The 17,271-nt window shown below is 70.4% G+C and carries 17 protein-coding genes; 13 read left to right on the top strand and 4 right to left on the bottom strand.

What is annotated here, in order from left to right:
* Positions 1-164 precede the first annotated feature (164 nt).
* From ABD331_RS52480 to ABD331_RS52435, 10 genes are all read left to right on the top strand, one after another.
* Positions 165-1,973 carry a glycosyltransferase family 2 protein gene (locus tag ABD331_RS52480; RefSeq protein ID WP_344493630.1) on the top strand — a complete coding sequence of 603 codons (1,809 nt, stop codon included), beginning with the start codon at positions 165-167 and terminating at the stop codon, positions 1,971-1,973.
* 95 nt (positions 1,974-2,068) lie between these two features.
* Positions 2,069-3,070, top strand: coding sequence for an energy-coupling factor ABC transporter permease (locus tag ABD331_RS52475; protein WP_344493628.1), 1,002 nt, complete (start codon positions 2,069-2,071; stop codon positions 3,068-3,070).
* A 3-nt stretch (positions 3,071-3,073) separates the two neighbouring features.
* Positions 3,074-3,829, top strand: a complete 756-nt coding sequence (gene cbiQ, locus ABD331_RS52470) for a cobalt ECF transporter T component CbiQ (protein ID WP_344493626.1) — start codon at positions 3,074-3,076, stop codon at positions 3,827-3,829.
* Positions 3,823-4,560, top strand: a complete 738-nt coding sequence (locus ABD331_RS52465; RefSeq protein WP_425566259.1) for an energy-coupling factor ABC transporter ATP-binding protein — start codon at positions 3,823-3,825, stop codon at positions 4,558-4,560. The genes cbiQ and ABD331_RS52465 overlap by 7 nt, the downstream gene beginning before the upstream one ends.
* A 185-nt stretch (positions 4,561-4,745) precedes the next feature.
* Positions 4,746-5,084, top strand: a complete 339-nt coding sequence (locus tag ABD331_RS52460) for an STAS domain-containing protein (protein ID WP_148442055.1) — start codon at positions 4,746-4,748, stop codon at positions 5,082-5,084.
* Positions 5,085-5,131: 47 nt separating this feature from the next.
* A complete protein-coding gene (locus ABD331_RS52455; protein ID WP_344493620.1) occupies positions 5,132-5,905 on the top strand; it encodes an SDR family NAD(P)-dependent oxidoreductase in 774 nt (257 codons plus the stop codon).
* A gap of 10 nt (positions 5,906-5,915) precedes the next feature.
* The gene (locus tag ABD331_RS52450; protein WP_344493618.1) at positions 5,916-6,680 is read left to right on the top strand and encodes a crotonase/enoyl-CoA hydratase family protein; all 765 of its coding nucleotides are present in this window, start codon (positions 5,916-5,918) and stop codon (positions 6,678-6,680) included.
* A 108-nt stretch (positions 6,681-6,788) separates the two neighbouring features.
* Positions 6,789-7,427 (top strand): rhomboid family intramembrane serine protease, encoded by a 639-nt coding sequence (locus ABD331_RS52445; protein ID WP_344493616.1) that lies wholly within the window; start codon positions 6,789-6,791, stop codon positions 7,425-7,427.
* Positions 7,428-7,531: 104 nt separating this feature from the next.
* Positions 7,532-8,113 carry a hypothetical protein gene (locus tag ABD331_RS52440; protein ID WP_344493613.1) on the top strand — a complete coding sequence of 194 codons (582 nt, stop codon included), beginning with the start codon at positions 7,532-7,534 and terminating at the stop codon, positions 8,111-8,113.
* Complete coding sequence (locus tag ABD331_RS52435; RefSeq protein WP_344493611.1) at positions 8,106-9,476, top strand: SRPBCC family protein; 1,371 nt, start codon at positions 8,106-8,108, stop codon at positions 9,474-9,476. The genes ABD331_RS52440 and ABD331_RS52435 overlap by 8 nt, the downstream gene beginning before the upstream one ends.
* On the opposite strand, the gene ABD331_RS52430 is transcribed toward ABD331_RS52435, so the two are convergent.
* Together ABD331_RS52430 and serC are read right to left on the bottom strand one after the other, a co-directional pair.
* Positions 9,473-10,051: a TIGR00645 family protein gene (locus ABD331_RS52430; protein ID WP_344493609.1), complete on the bottom strand. Its 579-nt coding sequence runs from the start codon at positions 10,049-10,051 to the stop codon at positions 9,473-9,475. The genes ABD331_RS52435 and ABD331_RS52430 overlap by 4 nt on opposite strands.
* Positions 10,052-10,147: 96 nt before the next feature.
* Positions 10,148-11,257 (bottom strand): phosphoserine transaminase, encoded by a 1,110-nt coding sequence (gene serC, locus ABD331_RS52425; RefSeq protein WP_344493607.1) that lies wholly within the window; start codon positions 11,255-11,257, stop codon positions 10,148-10,150.
* A 164-nt stretch (positions 11,258-11,421) separates the two neighbouring features.
* On the opposite strand from serC, the gene ABD331_RS52420 reads away from it, so the two are divergent.
* Entirely contained in the window at positions 11,422-12,309 is an 888-nt protein-coding gene (locus ABD331_RS52420; protein WP_344493605.1) for a LuxR C-terminal-related transcriptional regulator, read from the top strand.
* On the opposite strand, the gene ABD331_RS52415 is transcribed toward ABD331_RS52420, so the two are convergent.
* Together ABD331_RS52415 and ABD331_RS52410 are read right to left on the bottom strand one after the other, a co-directional pair.
* On the bottom strand, positions 12,269-13,831 hold the full coding sequence (locus ABD331_RS52415) for a peroxidase family protein (protein ID WP_344493603.1): 1,563 nt from the start codon (positions 13,829-13,831) through the stop codon (positions 12,269-12,271). The two genes, ABD331_RS52420 and ABD331_RS52415, sit on opposite strands and share 41 nt — an antisense overlap.
* Positions 13,832-14,046: 215 nt before the next feature.
* Positions 14,047-15,153, bottom strand: a complete 1,107-nt coding sequence (locus ABD331_RS52410; protein ID WP_344493601.1) for a citrate synthase 2 — start codon at positions 15,151-15,153, stop codon at positions 14,047-14,049.
* A gap of 179 nt (positions 15,154-15,332) precedes the next feature.
* Between ABD331_RS52410 and pdxH the strand changes: the two genes are divergently transcribed.
* Both pdxH and ABD331_RS52400 read left to right on the top strand, forming a co-directional pair.
* A complete protein-coding gene (gene pdxH / locus ABD331_RS52405) occupies positions 15,333-15,986 on the top strand; it encodes a pyridoxamine 5'-phosphate oxidase (protein WP_344493599.1) in 654 nt (217 codons plus the stop codon).
* Between the two features lie 10 nt (positions 15,987-15,996).
* Positions 15,997-17,268: an MFS transporter gene (locus tag ABD331_RS52400; RefSeq protein WP_344493597.1), complete on the top strand. Its 1,272-nt coding sequence runs from the start codon at positions 15,997-15,999 to the stop codon at positions 17,266-17,268.
* Positions 17,269-17,271 lie beyond the last annotated feature (3 nt).

Genomic DNA, 17,271 nt, shown 5'->3' with positions numbered 1-17,271 from the left:
TGAGCGGGTTGGCGGAGATCTCGCTGGTTATCAGTGGAATGCCGAGAATCGCCGCCGTTCTCAAAGCGGTGAGAACGAAGACCCCGGATCCGCCCCCGCGGACACCCGCGTCCGTCACATACTGAGACGGGACGACGACGCGACGTGACTGTGGAGTGGTGGCGATGCAGGGGCCAGGGCCCGATGACGGCGCGTTCGACGTGAGCGTCGTCATCCCCGTTCACAACTGCCGGGCCTTCCTCGACCGGTGCCTCACCTCGGCGCTCGTCCAGCGGGTGAAGAAGGAGATCGTCGTCGTGGACGACGGCTCCACCGACGGCAGCGGCGAGCTGCTCGACCTGTACGCCGCTTACCACCCGGGCATCGTCAAGGTCGTGCACATCGAGGCCAGCGGCGGCGCGGGCCGGCCCCGCAACGTCGGCATCGAGCACGCCACCGGCCGGTACGTCTTCTTCTGCGACGCCGACGACCACCTCGGCCCCGAGGCGCTCGAACGCATGGTCGCCGTCGCCGACCGCAACGACACCGACATCGTGCTCGGCAAGGTCGTGGGCCACGGCAGGCGGGCCCCCGTGTCGATGTTCGCGCGCAGCGCCGACCGGGTGGAGCTGGGCGACAGCGGCGTCTACAACAGCCTGAGCTGCTTCAAGCTGTTCAGGCGCGACCTGCTCGTCTGGCACGGCATCAGGTTCGGCGAGGGCATGCTGGTCGGCGAGGACATCCTGTTCACCGTGCACGCCTACTGCCACGCCAGGGCGATGTCGGTGGTGGCCGACTACGACTGCTACCACCTCGTCTCCAGGCCCGACGGCAGCAGCATCATGCAGCAGCCCGACAGCAGGGACCCACTGGCCTGGCTGGCCATGATCAAGGAGCCCATCCGGCTCATGGCCAGGCATGTCGAGCCGGGCCCGCTGCGCGACCACCTGCTGCGCAGGCACTTCAGGCTCGACGTGTTCACCCAGCTCGGAGCCCCGTTCCTGGACAGCGACGACGTGCGCCGCAAGGACATCGCGCGGGAGGTCGCCGCGCTGTGCGAGGAGTGGTACACCCCCGGCGTGCACGAGCGGCTCAACACCATCGACCGGCAGCGGGCCGGCGCGCTGGACGACCTCGACCGCCTCGTGCGCCTGGCCCGCATCGAGAGCGCCACCGTGCGGCGCCGGCTGACCGGGCTGCGCTGGGAGGGCGAGCACCTGGTGGTGACGGGCGCCGCCAGGCTGGACGGGATCACCAGGGACGACGCCCTGGCCGTGGTGCTGCGGGCCAGGCACGACCCGGCCAGGGAGCTGGTCGTGCCGGCCGAGCGCAACGGCGGCGAGTTCGTCGCCAGGGTGGAGGTCGGCACGCTCGGCTCCGGCATCTGGGACCTGCGGGTCGCCGTCGAGATCGAGGGCGTGATCAGGCTCGGCAGGCTCGGCGCCGACCGCGACAGCGGCATCGCCAGGCCGCGGCCCCGGCTGTTCGGCGGCGTCGTGGCGATGCCCTACTTCACCAGGGACAACGGGAACCTGAGCATCGACATGGGCGGCCACGTGGTGTCGGTGCCCGGCACGGTGCGGCTGATCAGGATGCGCTGGGCACTCGGCCACCGGCTGCTGATGGACGGCGAGGTCACCGTGGCCGGCACCACCCCGGCGGCCTCGGCGGTCAAGCAGATCGTGTGGCGGGAGCGGCGCAGCGGGCGCGAGCGCGCCGACCGCGTGACGGCACTGCCCGGCGGCGGGTTCGCGGCCAGGCCCGCGGTGGGCAGGCTGACGCCCGGCACCTGGGACGCCTACCTGGAGCTGGATCTGGGCGGGCCGCCCGCCCGGTTCAGGATCGAGACCGACACGGTGGCCGGGCCGCGCCGCTGGTGGGGAACGTCGCTGCTCAGGACCGTGCGGCCGTACGCGACCTCGGGGAAGGGGCGGCTCAGCGCGGTGGTCCGGCGGCTGACCGCGGAGAGCCTGGTGAAGAGAATGCTGGGATAATTGCCATCTATGTGCAGGTGCAAGACGATGTCCTAAAGTAGGACCGTTTGTTTGTCCGCTTTTCTTGGAGATCGTCCTCTTCCTGGAGGCAGGCCGTGCACGTTCCCGATGGCTTCTTCAACGCAGTGACGTCCATCTCGGCAGGGGTCGTGGCGGCCGCGGGCGTCGCTGTCTGCCTGCGAGGGGCGCGGCGCGAGCTCGATGACCGCACCGCGCCCATGGCCGGGCTCGTCGCGGCGTTCATCTTCGCCGTGCAGATGCTCAACTTCCCCGTCGCCGCCGGCACCAGCGGCCACCTGCTGGGCGGCGCGCTGGCCGCGATACTCGTCGGGCCGTACACAGGGGTGTTGTGCATGGCCGTGGTCCTTCTGGTGCAGGGCGTGTTCTTCGCCGACGGCGGGCTGACGGCGCTCGGCGTCAACGTCACCATCATGGGCATCGTCACGGTGCTCGTCGGCTGGGGCGTCTTCCGGCTGGTCACCACGGTGGCCAGGGGCAAGGTCGTGGTGGCGGCGTTCCTGGCCGCGCTGATCTCGGTGCCGGCCTCCGCGCTGGTGTTCACGCTGCTGTTCTGGATCGGCGGCACCGCCCCGATCGAGGTCGGCACGGTGGCCGCCGCGATGGGCGGCGTGCACGTGCTGATCGGCATCGGCGAGGCGCTGATCACCGCGGCGACCGTCGGCGCCGTCCTGGCCGTCCGCCCCGACCTCGTGTACGGCGCCCGCGGCCTGGCCAAGCCGCTGGAGCTGCGCGGCGCCGGCGGCACCACCACGACCGTCACCGAGAAGGAGCTGGTCACCGCGCGCAGCCCGCTCAAGCCCTTCCTGCTCGGCGGCGTCGGCGTGACGCTGGTGCTGGCCGGGATCGTCTCCTTCTTCGCCTCCTCCTCGCCCGACGGGCTGGAGGCCGTGGCCGAGAACAAGGGCTTCATCGACCAGGCGGCCGACCACCTGTTCGGCCGGTGGGCGCTGGCGGACTACGGTGAGGTGGACGGGATCCCCGTCGGCGTGGCCGGGATCATCGGCGTCGGTCTGGTGCTGCTCATCGCCGGCGCCGTGGCCTTCGCCGCGCGCGGCCGTGACAAGACCAGGGTGTGATCCGTGAGCGCTGGGCACCACCATCAGCTCTACCTGCCGGGCGACTCGGCCGTGCACCGGCTGCCGCCGCAGTGCAAGCTGCTGGCGATCTTCGCCTTCGCGCTGGTGGTGGTGGCCACGCCGCGCGAGCGCTTCTGGGCGTTCGCCGCGTACGCCGTCCTGCTCGCAGGCGTGGCGGTGGCGGCCAGGGTGCCGCTGACGTACGTGCTGCGGCGGATGGTGATCGAGGTGCCTTTCGTGCTGTTCGCCTTCCTCATCCCGGTCGTCGGGCTGGGGGAGCGCACCGAGGTGCTGGGGCTCTCGCTGAGCGTGCCCGGCCTCTGGGCGGCCTGGAACATCCTGGCCAAGGCCTCGCTCGGGGTGGTCGCCTCCATCCTGCTGGCGGCCACCACGCAGCCGCGGGCCATCCTGCTGGGGGCGCAGCGGCTGCGGCTGCCGAGCCTGCTGGTGCAGATCGCCATGTTCATGCTCAGGTACCTGGACGTGATCGTGGAGGAGATGCGCAGGATGCGGGTGGCCAGGGAGTCGCGCGGCTTCGAGGCGCGCAACCTCCGGCAGGCGCCGGTGATCGCGCGGTCGGCGGGTGCGCTGTTCATCCGTTCGTACGAGCGGGGCGAACGCGTGCACCTGGCCATGCTCAGCCGCGGCTACTCCGGCCAGTTGCCCGTCGTCCAGGACCTGCGGGCGTCCGCGGCCCACTGGGGGACCGCCCTCGCCCTGCCCGCTCTCGCCCTCGCCATCTGGGGACTGACGTGGTGAACTCTCTCGAAGTCCGGCAACTCGCCTACGCCTATCCGGACGGTACGCAGGCGCTGTTCGGCGTGGACCTGACGATCGCCCGCGGCGAGCGTGTGGCGCTGCTCGGCCCGAACGGCGCCGGCAAGACCACTCTCGTGATGCATCTCAACGGCATTCTGACCGCCGGGCACGGAAGCGTCACCGTGGCCGGCACGCCCGTCGCCAAGGACACGCTCAAGGAGGTCAGGCAGCGGGTCGGCCTGGTCTTCCAGGACCCGGACGACCAGCTCTTCATGCCCACGGTCCGCGACGACGTGGCCTTCGGCCCCGCCAACGCGGGCCTGCGCGGCGCGGAGCTGGACCGGGTGGTCACCGGCGCGCTGGAGCGGGTGGGCATGCTGGAGGCCGCCGACCGGCCGCCGCACCACCTGTCGTTCGGGCAGCGGCGCAGGGTGGCGGTGGCGACGGTGCTGGCCATGTCGCCCGAGATCCTGGTGCTGGACGAGCCCTCGTCCAACCTGGACCCGGCGGCCCGCAGGGAGCTGGCGGAGATCCTGCGCTCCCTCGACGTGACGGTGCTCATGGTCACGCACGATCTGCCGTACGCGCTGGAGCTGTGCGAGCGCTCGCTCATCCTGTCCGGCGGCGTGATCGCCGCCGACGGGCCCACGCGCAAGCTGCTCGCCGACACCGAGCTGCTGGCCCTGCACCGCCTGGAGCTGCCGTACGGCTTCGCGATCCCTGCCGATTGAGGCAAGCTGGCCTCCCAGGCATGGGCATCCACGGCGAGATGGGTAGAAACCCGGAGCATGGTTCTTGACGGGACGTTTGGTACGCATTTAGGCCCGCCTTGTCCTCCTGCATCCGACTTTTCGTAGTTTGTGCATGCCCGGTATCCGGGGATGTCGAAGTACAGTGGCTCATCGAGGAGGGGCCCATGAAGCTGCGGCTTGCGCGACACGCCCTGGGCGACGCCGTGGTGGTGGCCGTCGAGGGAGAGCTTGACCTGTTCACCGCGCCGTTCCTGCGCGACGAGGTGCGTGACGCCATCAAACAGGACAGCGCGCGGCTCGTGCTCGACCTGCAGCAGTTGTCGTTCATGGACTCCAGCGGCCTGTCGGTGCTGATCGAGGCCTGGCGGCTGGCCACGGGAGAGGGCGGCGGCGTGTCCCTGGCCGCGCCGCAGGCGCCGGTGGCGCGCATCCTGCGCACGACCGGGCTGGACCGGCGGATCAAGGTGTACTCCGACGTGGACACCGCCGTGGGTGAGATTTAACCGCCCCCGAGTAGAACTTCATTCGGTTTCCGGGTTAGGGTCCGGCTATGGACGTGAACGGATCCGCAGCAATCATTTCCGGCGGCGCCAGTGGCCTCGGCGAGGCCACGGCCCGCGAGCTGGCCCGGCTCGGCGCCACCGTGGTCATCGCCGACCTCAACGAGGAGCGCGGCAAGACCGTCGCCGACGAGCTCGGCGGCGTCTTCGTCAAGACGGACGTCTCCGACGACCAGCAGGTGCAGGCCGCCGTGGACGCCGCCGTGGCCACCGGCAAGCCGCTGCGCGTGGTGGTCAACAGCGCCGGCATCGGCTGGGCCGAGCGCACGGTCAACCGTGACGGCAGCCCCCACAACCCGGCGACCTACCGCAAGGTCATCGAGGTCAACCTGATCGGCACGTTCAACCTCATGCGCATCGGCGCGGCCGCCATCGCCAAGACCGAGCCGGTCGACGCCGACGGCGCGCGCGGCGTGGTGATCAACACCGCGTCCGTGGCCGCGCTGGAGGGGCAGACGGGCCAGCTCGCCTACTCGGCCTCCAAGGGCGGCATCGTGGGCATGACCGTGCCCGCCGCCCGCGACCTGGCCGCCATCGGCGTACGGGTGAACACGATCTGCCCCGGCATCATCGACACCCCCATCTACGGCTTCTCGCCCAACTCCGAGGAGTTCAAGGCCAAGCTGGTGGCGCCGGTGGTCTTCCCCAAGCGCATGGGCCGCGCCGACGAGTTCGCCCACCTGGTCAAGTCGCTCGTCGAGAACGACTACATGAACGCCGAGGTCATCCGCTTCGACGGCGGCATCCGCTTCCAGCCCAAGTAAGGCAGGTCCCGTGTCTGACGAAGTGCTCGTCGAAGAGTCCGGCAATGTGGCGATTCTCACCATCAACCGCCCCCAGGCGCGCAACGCCATCAACGGGGCGGTGGCGAGAGGGGTCGCCGAGGCGCTGGACACGCTGGACGCCCGTCCTGACATCTCCGCGTACGTGCTGACCGGCGCGGGCGGCACGTTCTCCTCCGGCATGGACCTCAAGGGGTTCCTGTCCGGCGACTTCCCGGTCGTCAAGGGCCGCGGGTTCGGCGGGCTGACCGAGGCCCCGCCGAAGAAGCCGCTGGTGGCCGCGGTCGAGGGGTACGCGCTGGCGGGCGGGTTCGAGCTGGCCCTGGCCTGCGACGTCATCGTGGCCTCCTCGGCCTCGAAGTTCGGCCTGCCCGAGCCCAAGCGCGGCCTGGTGGCGGGCGCGGGCGGGATCATGCGGCTGCCGCGCCGCATCCCGTACCACGTGGCCATGGAGATGGCGCTGACCGGCGACCACTACGAGGCCGCCCGCCTGTACGAGCTCGGCCTGGTCAACCGGATCACCGAGCCCGGCGCGGCCCTGGAGGGCGCGCTGGAGCTGGCCGGGAAGATCGCCGCCAACGCCCCGCTGGCACTCGCCGCGACCAAGAAGATCGTGATCGAGTCGCAGGACTGGTCGCTGGAGGAGATGTTCGAGAAGCAGGCCACGATCATCAACCCGGTCTTCGGTTCGAAGGACGCCATGGAGGGCGCCGCCGCTTTCGCCGAGAAGCGCGCGCCCCAGTGGAAGGGCGAATGACCGTTCCCCTCCCGTCTCCCTCAAGGAACGGGAGGGGGCTCCTTTAGCGCGCGCATAGCTCCGCCTGGATACGGTAAAGAAAGAGGAGACAAGTTACCGGGAGAGCGCATGAGCGACTATTCGGGTTCCAGGTTCGAGTCCGCCAAGCGTGGCGCCGGGGCGCTCCTCTCCGGCGCGCTCAGCGCGTTGCTCATCGTGGTCGGCATGGTCGCGGTCATGTGGGTGGTCGAGGGTGTCGACTTCTTCGTGGACGGCGCGCTCGACTACCAGTTCGGCATCGTCGGCTGGGATCCCGAGGGCTTGGTGGGCATCCTGTTCGCGCCCTTCCTGCACGGCGGCTTCGGCCACCTGATGGCCAACTCGGTGCCGCTGCTGGTGCTGGGCTTCCTGGCCGGGCTGCGTGACGTGCGCAAGTTCCTCTGGGCCACCGTGCTGATCATCTTCATCGGCGGCCTCGGCACCTGGGTGACCAGCCCCATGGTCCTGACGATCGGGGCGAGCGGGCTGGTGTTCGGCTACTTCGGCTACATCCTGGCGCGCGGCCTGTTCGACCGCAGGCTCCTCGACATCGTCATCGGCATCGGCGTGGGCGTCGCGTACTGGGGGATCCTGGCGGGGCTGCTGCCGAACCAGCAGGGCATCTCCTGGCAGGGGCACCTGTTCGGGCTCATCGGCGGTGTGGTGGCCGCCTGGGTGCTGCGGCGCAAGCGGCGCGAGGTGGCGCCGGCCAACCCGTACTCGTTCTGATAAGAAATGTCCAACTTTCTTCCTGCGTCGGGTCCTTAGCCCGAACGAGGGCATGCGTCGGTCAGAGCTGCTGAAGGACGGGAGCGCTGACCATGTCGAACAAGATGCGCATTGCCTTTGCTCTGCTCGCGGGGTACATCCTCGGGCGGCGCCGCAAGCTGCGGATGGCCGCGGCGCTGGCCGCCGCTGGGCTGGCCGGTCGGGCGCGCGGCGGCAAGGGCGTCGCTGGTGGAGTCGGCTTGCTGTCGCAGGGGATCAAGGGGCTCACCTCCTCCGCGGACGTGGCGCCGATCGTCGACCGCCTGCGTGGCGACCTCCTGAACGTCGGCAAGGCGGCGGCGGTGGCCGCGGCGGGCAGGCAGATCGACTCCCTGAGCGACAAACTGCACGATCGCGCCGAGGCGCTGCGGTCGCCGGGGACTGCGTCCGGCGATGACGCGGATCAAGCGGACGCTCCCGAGGACGCCCAGGACGATCAGGACGCCCAGGGCCCGCAGGACGCCCAGGACTCGCAGGACGCCCGCGACTCGCAGGACTCGCGGGACGCTCGGGACTCGCGGGACGAGGCTGAGGACGACGGCGACCAGGACCAGGGCCGGGAGCCGGAAGATCGCGAGAGGCCACAGCGGCGGCCCCGCGTGCTGCGGCGGACCCACCGGGCTGTGAGGGGGAACACCCATGGCTGAGGCAGAACCGGGACGCGTCAGGAGGGCCGCCCACGTGGCCGGCCGGGCCGGGACGGGAACCGCCAGGAAGGCCGCGGGCGCGGGCAGACGCCTGGCCGCCGCGGCACGGCGCACGGAGGACCCGCCGGACCGCGCGAAGAACGAGGACCCGCCGGACCGTGCGGCGAAGAACGAGGACCCGCCGGACCGCGCGGCGAAGAACGAGGACCCGCCGGACCCCGCGCCGAAGGACAAGGACGAGCAGCCGGACGAGCAGACGGAGTCTGAGGCGGAGGACACCGGTGGAGGCGTGCTCGGCACGGCGAAGCAGGCCGCCGGCGGGCTGGCAGGCGCCGCCAAGGGCACCACGCGGGCCGTGGCGGGCGTGGCGAAGGAGGCCGGGCAGGAGATCGTCAAGAGCCTGCCCACGGACCGGCTCAAGCAGGAGGCGCAGAACCTCCTGCACGCCGCGGCAGGCCGCGTGCTGGCCCGCGCGGAGGACAAGCTGGAAGACCTGACCGGCCGGCTGTCCGACTACGCCGAGGGCAAGGGCTCCAGCCTCCTGGGTGCGGTGACCGGCTCAGGCGGCGGCGGCTCGGGTCTGGTGAGCGGAGCGATCAAGGGCGGCCTCACAGGCGGCCTCAAGGGTGGCCTCAAGGGCGGTCTGAAGGGCTTGATGCAGAAGCTCACCGGCAAGGGCGACAAGGGAAACCGGAAGATCACCAACATCATCGAGACGATCGACATCGGCGCTCCCCGCCGCCTGGTCTACAACCAGTGGACCCAGTTCGAGGACTTCCCGTCGTTCATGAAGAAGGTCGAGAACGTCAAGCGGGAGTCGGACCAGGACTCCTCCTGGAAGGCCCAGGTGTTCTGGTCGCACAGGAACTGGAAGGCGCACATCGTCGAGCAGCTCCCGGACCAGCGCATCATCTGGCGCTCGGAGGGCCCGAAGGGGTTCGTCGACGGCGCGGTGACCTTCCACGAGATCACCGATGACCTCACCCGCGTCCTGGTGGTCCTCGAGTACCACCCGCAGGGCCTGTTCGAGAAGACCGGCAACCTGTGGCGCGCCCAGGGGCGCCGCGCCCGGCTGGAGCTCAAGCACTTCAGGCGGCACGTGATGGCCCACCTCCTGCTGCATCCCGACGACGTCGGTGATGGCTGGCGCGGCGAGATCCGCGACGGCGAGGTCGTCAAGGATCACGAGACGGCCATGGAGGAGGAGCGCGCCGCCGAGGAAGAGCCGGAGGACGAGGAGCCCGAAGAGGAGCCCGAAGAGGAATACGAGGAGGAGCCGGAAGAGGAGGAGGACGAGTACGAGGAGGAGCCGGAGGAAGAGGAAGAAGAGGAGCCCGCCCCCCGGCCCAGGAGCCGCCGCTAGAGGTGGGAGCGCGTGTGCTCGGCCGGTGACGTGGCCAGCAGCCGGTCGATGTAGGCCAGCCCGATGGCCGAGACCACGAACGCCAGGTGCATCACGGTCTGCCACATCATCTTGTCGTTGGGCGTCGTCTGCGCCCGGATGAACGTCTGCAGCAGGTGCACCGACGAGATGCCGATGATGGCCGTGGCCAGCTTGACCTTCAGCACGTTCGCGTTGACGTGGGAGAGCCACTCGGGCTCGTCGGGGTGGTCGTTGAGGTCGATGCGGGAGACGAACGTCTCGTAGCCCCCGATGATCACCATGATCAGCAGGTTCGAGATCATCACCACGTCGATGAGCGCCAGCACCGTGAGCATGACCACGACCTCGCGGGAGGGCGTCCCCGCGACCGGAGCGTGCAGGAACACGGTCTCGATGAGGTGCCACAGCTCCAGCGCGAACTGGTACACGTACACGGCCTGGGCCACGATGAGGCCCAGGTAGAGCGGGACCTGGAGCCAGCGGCTGGCGAACATCAGGTAACCGAGGCTCTTCGGCCGGGCGGTCCCCGGGCCGAAGGCGGGCTTAGGGGGCAAGAAGGTTTCCTACGTGTCGAACCGGAGGGGAAGCACGGCGGCCAGCACCGGCGGGCCGCCGGTGCTGGCCGGGTTCGCGTGACGCGTCGAAAGTGACTAGAGGCGCTCGACCACGTAGTCGACGCAGGTCGTCAGGGCCTCGACGTCGGCCGGGTCGATGGCCGGGAACATCGCGATGCGCAGCTGGTTGCGGCCCAGCTTGCGGTAAGGCTCGGTGTCGACGATGTCGTTGGCGCGCAGCACCTTGGCCACGGCCGCAGCGTCGACGGAGTCGGCGAAGTCGATCGTGCCGACCACCTGGGAGCGGAACTCGGGAGCGGCGAACGGCGTGGCGTAGGCCGACTTCTCCGCCCAGGTGTAGAGGCGCTGGCTGGACTCGCCGGTGCGGGCGGTGGTCCAGGCCAGGCCGCCGTTGCCGTTCATCCAGTCGAGCTGGTCGGCCAGCAGGAAGAGGGTGGCCACCGCCGGGGTGTTGTAGGTCTGGTCCTTGGCGGAGTTGTCGATCGCGACCGGCAGGCTGAAGAACTCGGGCACGTACCGGCCGCTCCCGGCGATCTCCTCGACCCTGGCCAGGGCGCGCGGCGACATGATGGCGATCCACAGGCCGCCGTCGGAGGCGAAGCTCTTCTGCGGCGCGAAGTAGTAGACGTCGGTCTCGGCGATGTCGACGGGCAGGCCGCCGGCGCCGGAGGTGGCGTCCACAAGCACCAGCGAGTCGTCGGAGCCGACGCGCTTGATCGGCATGGCCACGCCGGTCGAGGTCTCGTTGTGGGTCAGCGCGTAGACGTCGACGCCGTCCTCGGCGACCGCCTCGGGGTGGGTGCCGACCTCGGACTTGATGACGCTCGGCTCGCCCAGCCAGGGCGCCTTCTTGGCGACCGTGGCGAACTTCGAGGAGAACTCGCCGAACGACAGGTGCTGGGACTTCTCGCGGATGAGCCCGAAGGCGGCGATGTCCCAGAACGCGGTGGTGCCGCCGTTGCCCAGCACGACCTGGTAGCCCTCCGGCAGCGAGAACAGGTCGGCGAGACCGGAGCGCACGCGGCCGACCAGGTTCTTGACCGGCTTCTGGCGGTGCGAGGTGCCCATGAGGCTCGCGCCGGAGGCGGCGAGCGCGGCCAGCTGCTCGGTGCGAACCTTCGAGGGCCCGCAGCCGAAGCGGCCGTCGGCGGGCTTGATGTCAGCGGGAATAACGATGTCAGCCACGTAACGGAGCCTACCGACCTGCGCCGACTGGCTCGCACTCGGTCCGGACTTTGAGACCGGTGAAACTTTCACCTCACGTGCCAGGTCAGCGGTTCCTGTCTGACCGGAAACTTGACGAAACGTCCGGCAGATTTCACTTTCCAGGCAAGCCGCAAGAGGCGTTGATGGCCATGGAAGACGCGGACGTCCTCACCGCCAGAGAGCTGGAGATCCTCTCCCTGACCGGTTCAGGCCACAGTGCCCAGGAGATCGCGGACCTGCTGCGGCTCTCCCGCTGCGCGGTGGAGAACCACCGGCGGCGCATCTACCGCAAGCTCGGCGTGGCGGGCCAGGGACAGGCCGTCTTCCGCGGCCTCGGCCTGCTGGAGCCCGACGGCGCGCCGGCGGTGGAGCGGTCACGGGGCAGGGAGCTGGTCGTCGTGCACGCCAGGTGCCCGATCGCCGGCGAGGTGGTGACGCGGGCGGTGATCGGCGCGGGGCGGGCGCTGGCGGCCGTGCGCGGCCCGCTGCCGTACGACGAGGAGATGCAGGCCAGCCGGCTCACGGCGGTGCTCGTGGACCCCGTCGCCGACGACTGGGCGCTGCCGGGACGGCTCGGGGCCCGCACGATCGCCGTCCCGTCCGCGCCGCCTGGGCCGTGCACGGTGACCGACGCGGTGGCGCGGGGCGCGTACGCGGTGCTGTGGCTGGGGGACGTGCCCGGCCACCTGTGCGCGGTGCTGGACCTGGTGGCGGCTGAGTACCTGGTGGTCGGGGCGGGCATGGTGCAGCGGTTCGGCCCCGCGCCGCGGCTCACCGGGCGCGAGAGCGAGGTGCTGGCCTCCATCGCGCGCGGCGACACCATCAAGCTGACCGCCCGCCTGCTCGGCATCGCGGGCAAGACCGTGGAGAGCACCAGGGCCAGGCTGTTCGTGAAGCTCGGCGCGCGCAACCGGTCGGAGGCGCTGACGAACGCGTACCGCGCGGGGCTGCTGCCGCCGGGGCCGCCGGGCGGGCGGCCCCGGCGCAGGTTCACTGGCCGCGGCTCGTCGGATCGACCCGGGCGAAAGTGAGCAGGTCCACCATCCTGAAGTCGCCCGACGGGCCCGAGCGGCGCGGCAGCGTGGGCCGCCAGGACGGGTTGCCGTTCAGGAACGAGCCGGGATCGAGCTGCAGCAGCCCGATGAAGACCTCGCCCACGATCCGCGCGCCCACCCCGGCCAGCCTGAGGCCGCCGGCGAGCACCTCGGCCTCCTTGAGCACGTAGTACCAGAGCGGGGTGCTGGCGGGCAGCCCGTGCCCGATCGCCTGCAGCTCGGGGAAGTGCTGCGCCTCCAGCGCCTGCACGCCGATGGCGCGTGCGATGTTCTGCCCGGACGGCAGCGACCAGGTGACGTGCCGCAGCAGGTTGCGCTGCGCCAGCGAGGTCGGCGGGTCCGCGGACGGGATCGCGGCCAGCGGCAGGTTGAACAGCGGCGTGGACAGCTTGGAGTCGATGCGCTTGTTCGGCCGCACCTCGCCGTCGCCGAAGTCGAAGAACGTCTGCCAGCCGATGAACCGCCTGGGCGCCCTGGCGCCGCCGCGCAGGTCCACCGGGTCGGCCTGGCCCTGGCCCGCGGGGTCGAAGATGAAGCCGAAGAAGGCCGTCCCGTCAGGGTTGCCCGCCAGGTTCGCCCGGTACGACGGCCGTACCATGCTGTGCCCGAACCGGTAGGCCGCGCCCTGGAACTCGACGGGGATGAACTGCTGCCCGGCGACCGGGCGGTAGAAGCGGCGCCCGTTCGCCAGGATGTCGTTGACGACGCTCTGGCCGATGATCTGCGGCAGGAACTCCTTGAGCACCAGCCACTGGTAGTGCCACCTGACCTGCTGCCTGGCGGCCTCGAACACGTTGCCCTGCTGCCCCGACGCGCGCAGGTGGTCCACCACCCGGTTGTGGAAGCGCAGGAACGCGGCGTGCAGGCCGCTGATGATCAGGTTCTCGTCGTTGCGGGGGTCGGGGATGATCGCCGTGCGGTTGGCCCTGCGCGGCAGGTCCTCGAACCGGCCGCCGCTCTCCAGGCGCAGCTTGGCGGTGTCGGCGGGGTCGTAGAACTGCGGGTCGGCGGCGGGGCCCCGGCCGTACACGGTGTCCAGGTCGAAGTCGGGCGTCCTGGCGTTCGGCGACTGCTCGGGCGCGGTCGGCACGCCGAGCGGGGATTCCTGGTCGAACGTCATGTCGTGGTCGATGAACTGGCCGAAGAACGTCGTACCGGCCGTGTGGGTGGTGTTGTCGACGTTGTTCGGGCTCAGCTCCGGGTTGGTGATCAGCCGGATCGGGCCCTCCTGCAGCGGGTCCCTGGCGTCGATCAGGCCGCCGGGGCGGCCCATCTCCATCAGGGCGGTGCGCAGTGAGGGGGCGTTGAGGTCGGCGAACGGGGCCAGGTTGAAGACCCGTCCGAACAGGTCGGGGGAGGTGGCCAGGCCGCCCGCCCTGGCGGTGACGACCTTCGCGAGGGCCTCCGCGGGGGTGAGCGTGAGGGCTGCGGCCCCGGCTCCGACGCCGGTGAGGAAGCCGCGCCTGGTTAAACCTGATGTGGGCTCGTCCTTGGCCATGACGTGCATCCTTACTGACCTCGCACCGGAGGAGGGCAGGCGTGCGCAGCCGTCAGCTACCTGCTCGTGGGAGGCCTGGGGGGTATCTGCCGTAAGGCTGATCCCTTGACTGGAACGGGTCAAGGAACCACTTTCCCCTAGTGGTCTTTCGTCCCCCGGAAACGCGAAACGGCTACCGCGGCGGCCTGAGCCGCACGGTAGCCGCCACACGGAAATCAGTACTTGCCGACGACCTCGTCGGCGCCCGCCAGCTCGCTGAGCGGGCGCGAGGTGGGGCCGGTGTAGATGGCGCTCGGGCGGACCAGCCTGCCCGTGCGCTTCTGCTCCAGGATGTGCGCGGCCCAGCCGGCCGTGCGCGCGCAGGTGAACATCGAGGTGAACATGTGGGAGGGCACCTCGGCGAAGTCCAGCACCACGGCGGCCCAGTACTCCACGTTCGTGGCCAGCACGCGGTCCGGCTTGCGGGCGTGCAGTTCCTCCAGCGCGGCCTGCTCCAGCGCCGCCGCGACCTCGTAGCGGGGCGCGTCGAGCTCCTTGGCCGTACGCCGCAGCACGCGGGCGCGCGGGTCCTCGGCGCGGTAGACGCGGTGGCCGAAGCCCATGAGCCGGTTGCCCTTGTCGAGCTCGCTCTGGACGTACTTCTTGGCGTCGCCGAGCTGCTCGACGCCCTCGATCATGTGCAGGACGCGCGCGGGCGCGCCGCCGTGCAGCGGGCCGGACATGGCGCCCACGGCCCCGGAGAGCGCGGCGGCCACGTCGGCGCCGGTGGAGGCGATGACGCGGGCGGTGAACGTCGAGGCGTTCATGCCGTGCTCGGCGGCGGAGGTCCAGTAGGCGTCGATGGCCTTGACGTGCTTGGGATCAGGCTCACCGCGCCAGCGGATCATGAAGCGCTCGACGATGGTCTTGGCCTCGTCGACCTTGCTCTGCGGCACCATCGGCAGGCCGAGGCCGCGCGCGGACTGCGCCACGAACGACAGCGCCATCACGGAGGCGCGGGCGAGCTGGTCGCGGGCCTCGTCGTCGCTGATGTCGAGCAGGGGCTTGAAGCCGTAGGCAGGGGCCAGCATCGCCAGCGCGCTCTGCACGTCTACACGGATGTCACCGGAGTGGACAGGAATGGGGTACGGCTCCGCCGGGGGCAGGCCCGGCTGGAACTGATTGTCGACCAGCAGGCCCCAAACGTGCCCGAACGGGACACGGCCGACCAGCTCTTCGATGTCGACGCCCCGGTATCGAAGGGCGCCCCCTTCTTTGTCCGGTTCCGCGATCTCGGTTTCGAAAGCTACGACGCCTTCGAGCCCGGGTTTGAAGTCGGACATACTCGGCCGCCTCCCCTTCTGTTGCCATGTTTGGGCAATGCCTTGATGTCGAGATACCGGCGGGTCAATTTAACCCCCTCCCAGCTCATGCTCGGTCTTGGGGCACGCCAAAAGGCCAAACCCGCTGGTAGAGGGCGGTGCATGGGATCTACCACGCAAGCGCGCAAGAATATCGTCTCGTGGATGCCACCCCGCGCCCGCCCACGCTGGCGGGGCTTCGCCGTACGTACGAGGGCGAGCCGTTGCTCGAATCAGACCTCGCGTCCGACCCCATCGCGCAGTTCACCACCTGGTTCCAGGACGCGCTCGACGCCGGCCTGCCGGAACCCAACGCCATGATCCTCGCCACCGCCTCGGCCGGCGGCCGTCCGAGCGCCAGGACGGTCCTGCTCAAGGGCTACGACGAACGCGGCTTCGTCTTCTACACCAACTACGAGTCGCGCAAGGGCCGCGACCTGGCGGAGAATCCGCGGGCCTCGCTGCTGTTCCCCTGGCATCCGGTACGCCGCCAGGTGCGCATCGAGGGCACTGTGACGAGGATCTCCCATGCGGAGTCGGCCGAGTACTACGACTCGCGCCCGTACGGCTCGCGCATCGGCGCCTGGGCCTCGCGGCAGTCGGCGGTCGTGCGCTCCAGGGAGGACCTGGACGCCAGGTACGAGGAGCTGGCCGCCCGCTGGCCGGAGGATCCGCCGGTGCCCGACTTCTGGGGCGGCTTCCGGGTCGCGCCGGTCGAGATCGAGTTCTGGCAGGGGCAACTCGACCGGATGCACGACCGGCTCCGCTACCGGCGGACGCGACCCGGCTGGGTTCTGGAGAGACTTGCCCCTTAATGTTCGTTAAGTGGCATTCGGGGATCTGGTCAAGCGTCATCTCGTAGACACCCGGCCGCTGGGCGTTCCCGCGTACCGGCGGATCTGGCTGGGCCAGGCAGTGTCGCACGTCGGCGTCGGCGTGACCGTCGTGGCGGTCGGGCAGCAGGTCTACGAGATCACGCAGTCGTCGTTCTACGTCGGCCTGATCGGCATCGCCAACCTGATCCCGCTGATCGTCTTCGGCCTGTGGGGCGGCGCCGTCGCCGACGCCGTCGACCGGCGCAAGCTGCTCATCGTCGGCTCGCTGATCGCCTGGGCCGCCACGCTGTTCATCCTCGTCCAGGCGCTGCTCGGGCTGAACAACGTCTACCTGATCTTCCTCGCGGTCGCGCTGAACTCCACCGGCTTCGCCATCACCGGGCCGACCAGGGGCGCGATCATCCCCAGGATCCTCGACGCGGAGCTCGTGCCGGCGGCGAACGCGCTCAACTCGCTCGTCTACAGCATGGGCGCGGTCCTCGGGCCGATGGTCGGCGGGGTGGCGATGTCGTACGGCGGGTTCGCCTGGGCGTACGCGGTGGACGCCGTCCTGTTCACCGCGAACCTCTACGCGGCGCTCAGACTGCCCTCACTGCCTCCGCTGGGCGCGGTGCAACGTCCGGGGGCCAGGGCCGTCCTGGACGGGCTCAGCTTCATCGTCAGGACCCCTGTGCTGCTGATGTCGTTCGTCGTGGACATCATCGCGATGGTGTTCGCCATGCCGCGGGCGCTCTTCCCCGAGCTGACCGCCGAGCGCTTCGGCGGCGACCTGCTCGCGCTGGGCTGGATGAACTCCGCGATGGCCATCGGCGCCGTGGCTGGCGCGCTGTTCTCCGGCTGGGTGGGGCGGGTCTCGCGGCAAGGAATCGCGCTGTCGATCGTCATCGCCGTGTGGGGGCTGGCCGTGGCCGCCGCCGGGCTCGTCCACGACCTGTGGCTGCTGGTGCTGTTCATGGCCATCGGCGGAGTGGCGGACGTGATCTCGTCGGTGTGGCGGCAGTCGATACTCCAGCTCTACGCGCCCGACGAGATGCGGGGGCGGCTGCAGGGGGCGTTCATGGTGGTCGTGGCGGGCGGGCCGCGCCTGGGCGACCTGCGGGCCGGCGCCACGGCCACGGCGTTCGGGCTGACCGGGGCCTGGGTGGGCGGCGGGCTGGCCTGCGCCGTCACCGTGCTGGTCGTCGGGCTGTCCGTCGCGGGCTTCCGCAACTACCGGGCCGGTTCGTCCGCCGTGCCTCTCAAGGACCGGACCCCGGGCTGACGC

This window comes from Nonomuraea monospora (genome assembly GCF_039531895.1).
Classification (GTDB): Bacteria; Actinomycetota; Actinomycetes; order Streptosporangiales; family Streptosporangiaceae; genus Nonomuraea; species Nonomuraea monospora.
Note: the sequence above shows the minus strand (reverse complement) of the source record. Positions and strands in the feature narration are given on the sequence as shown.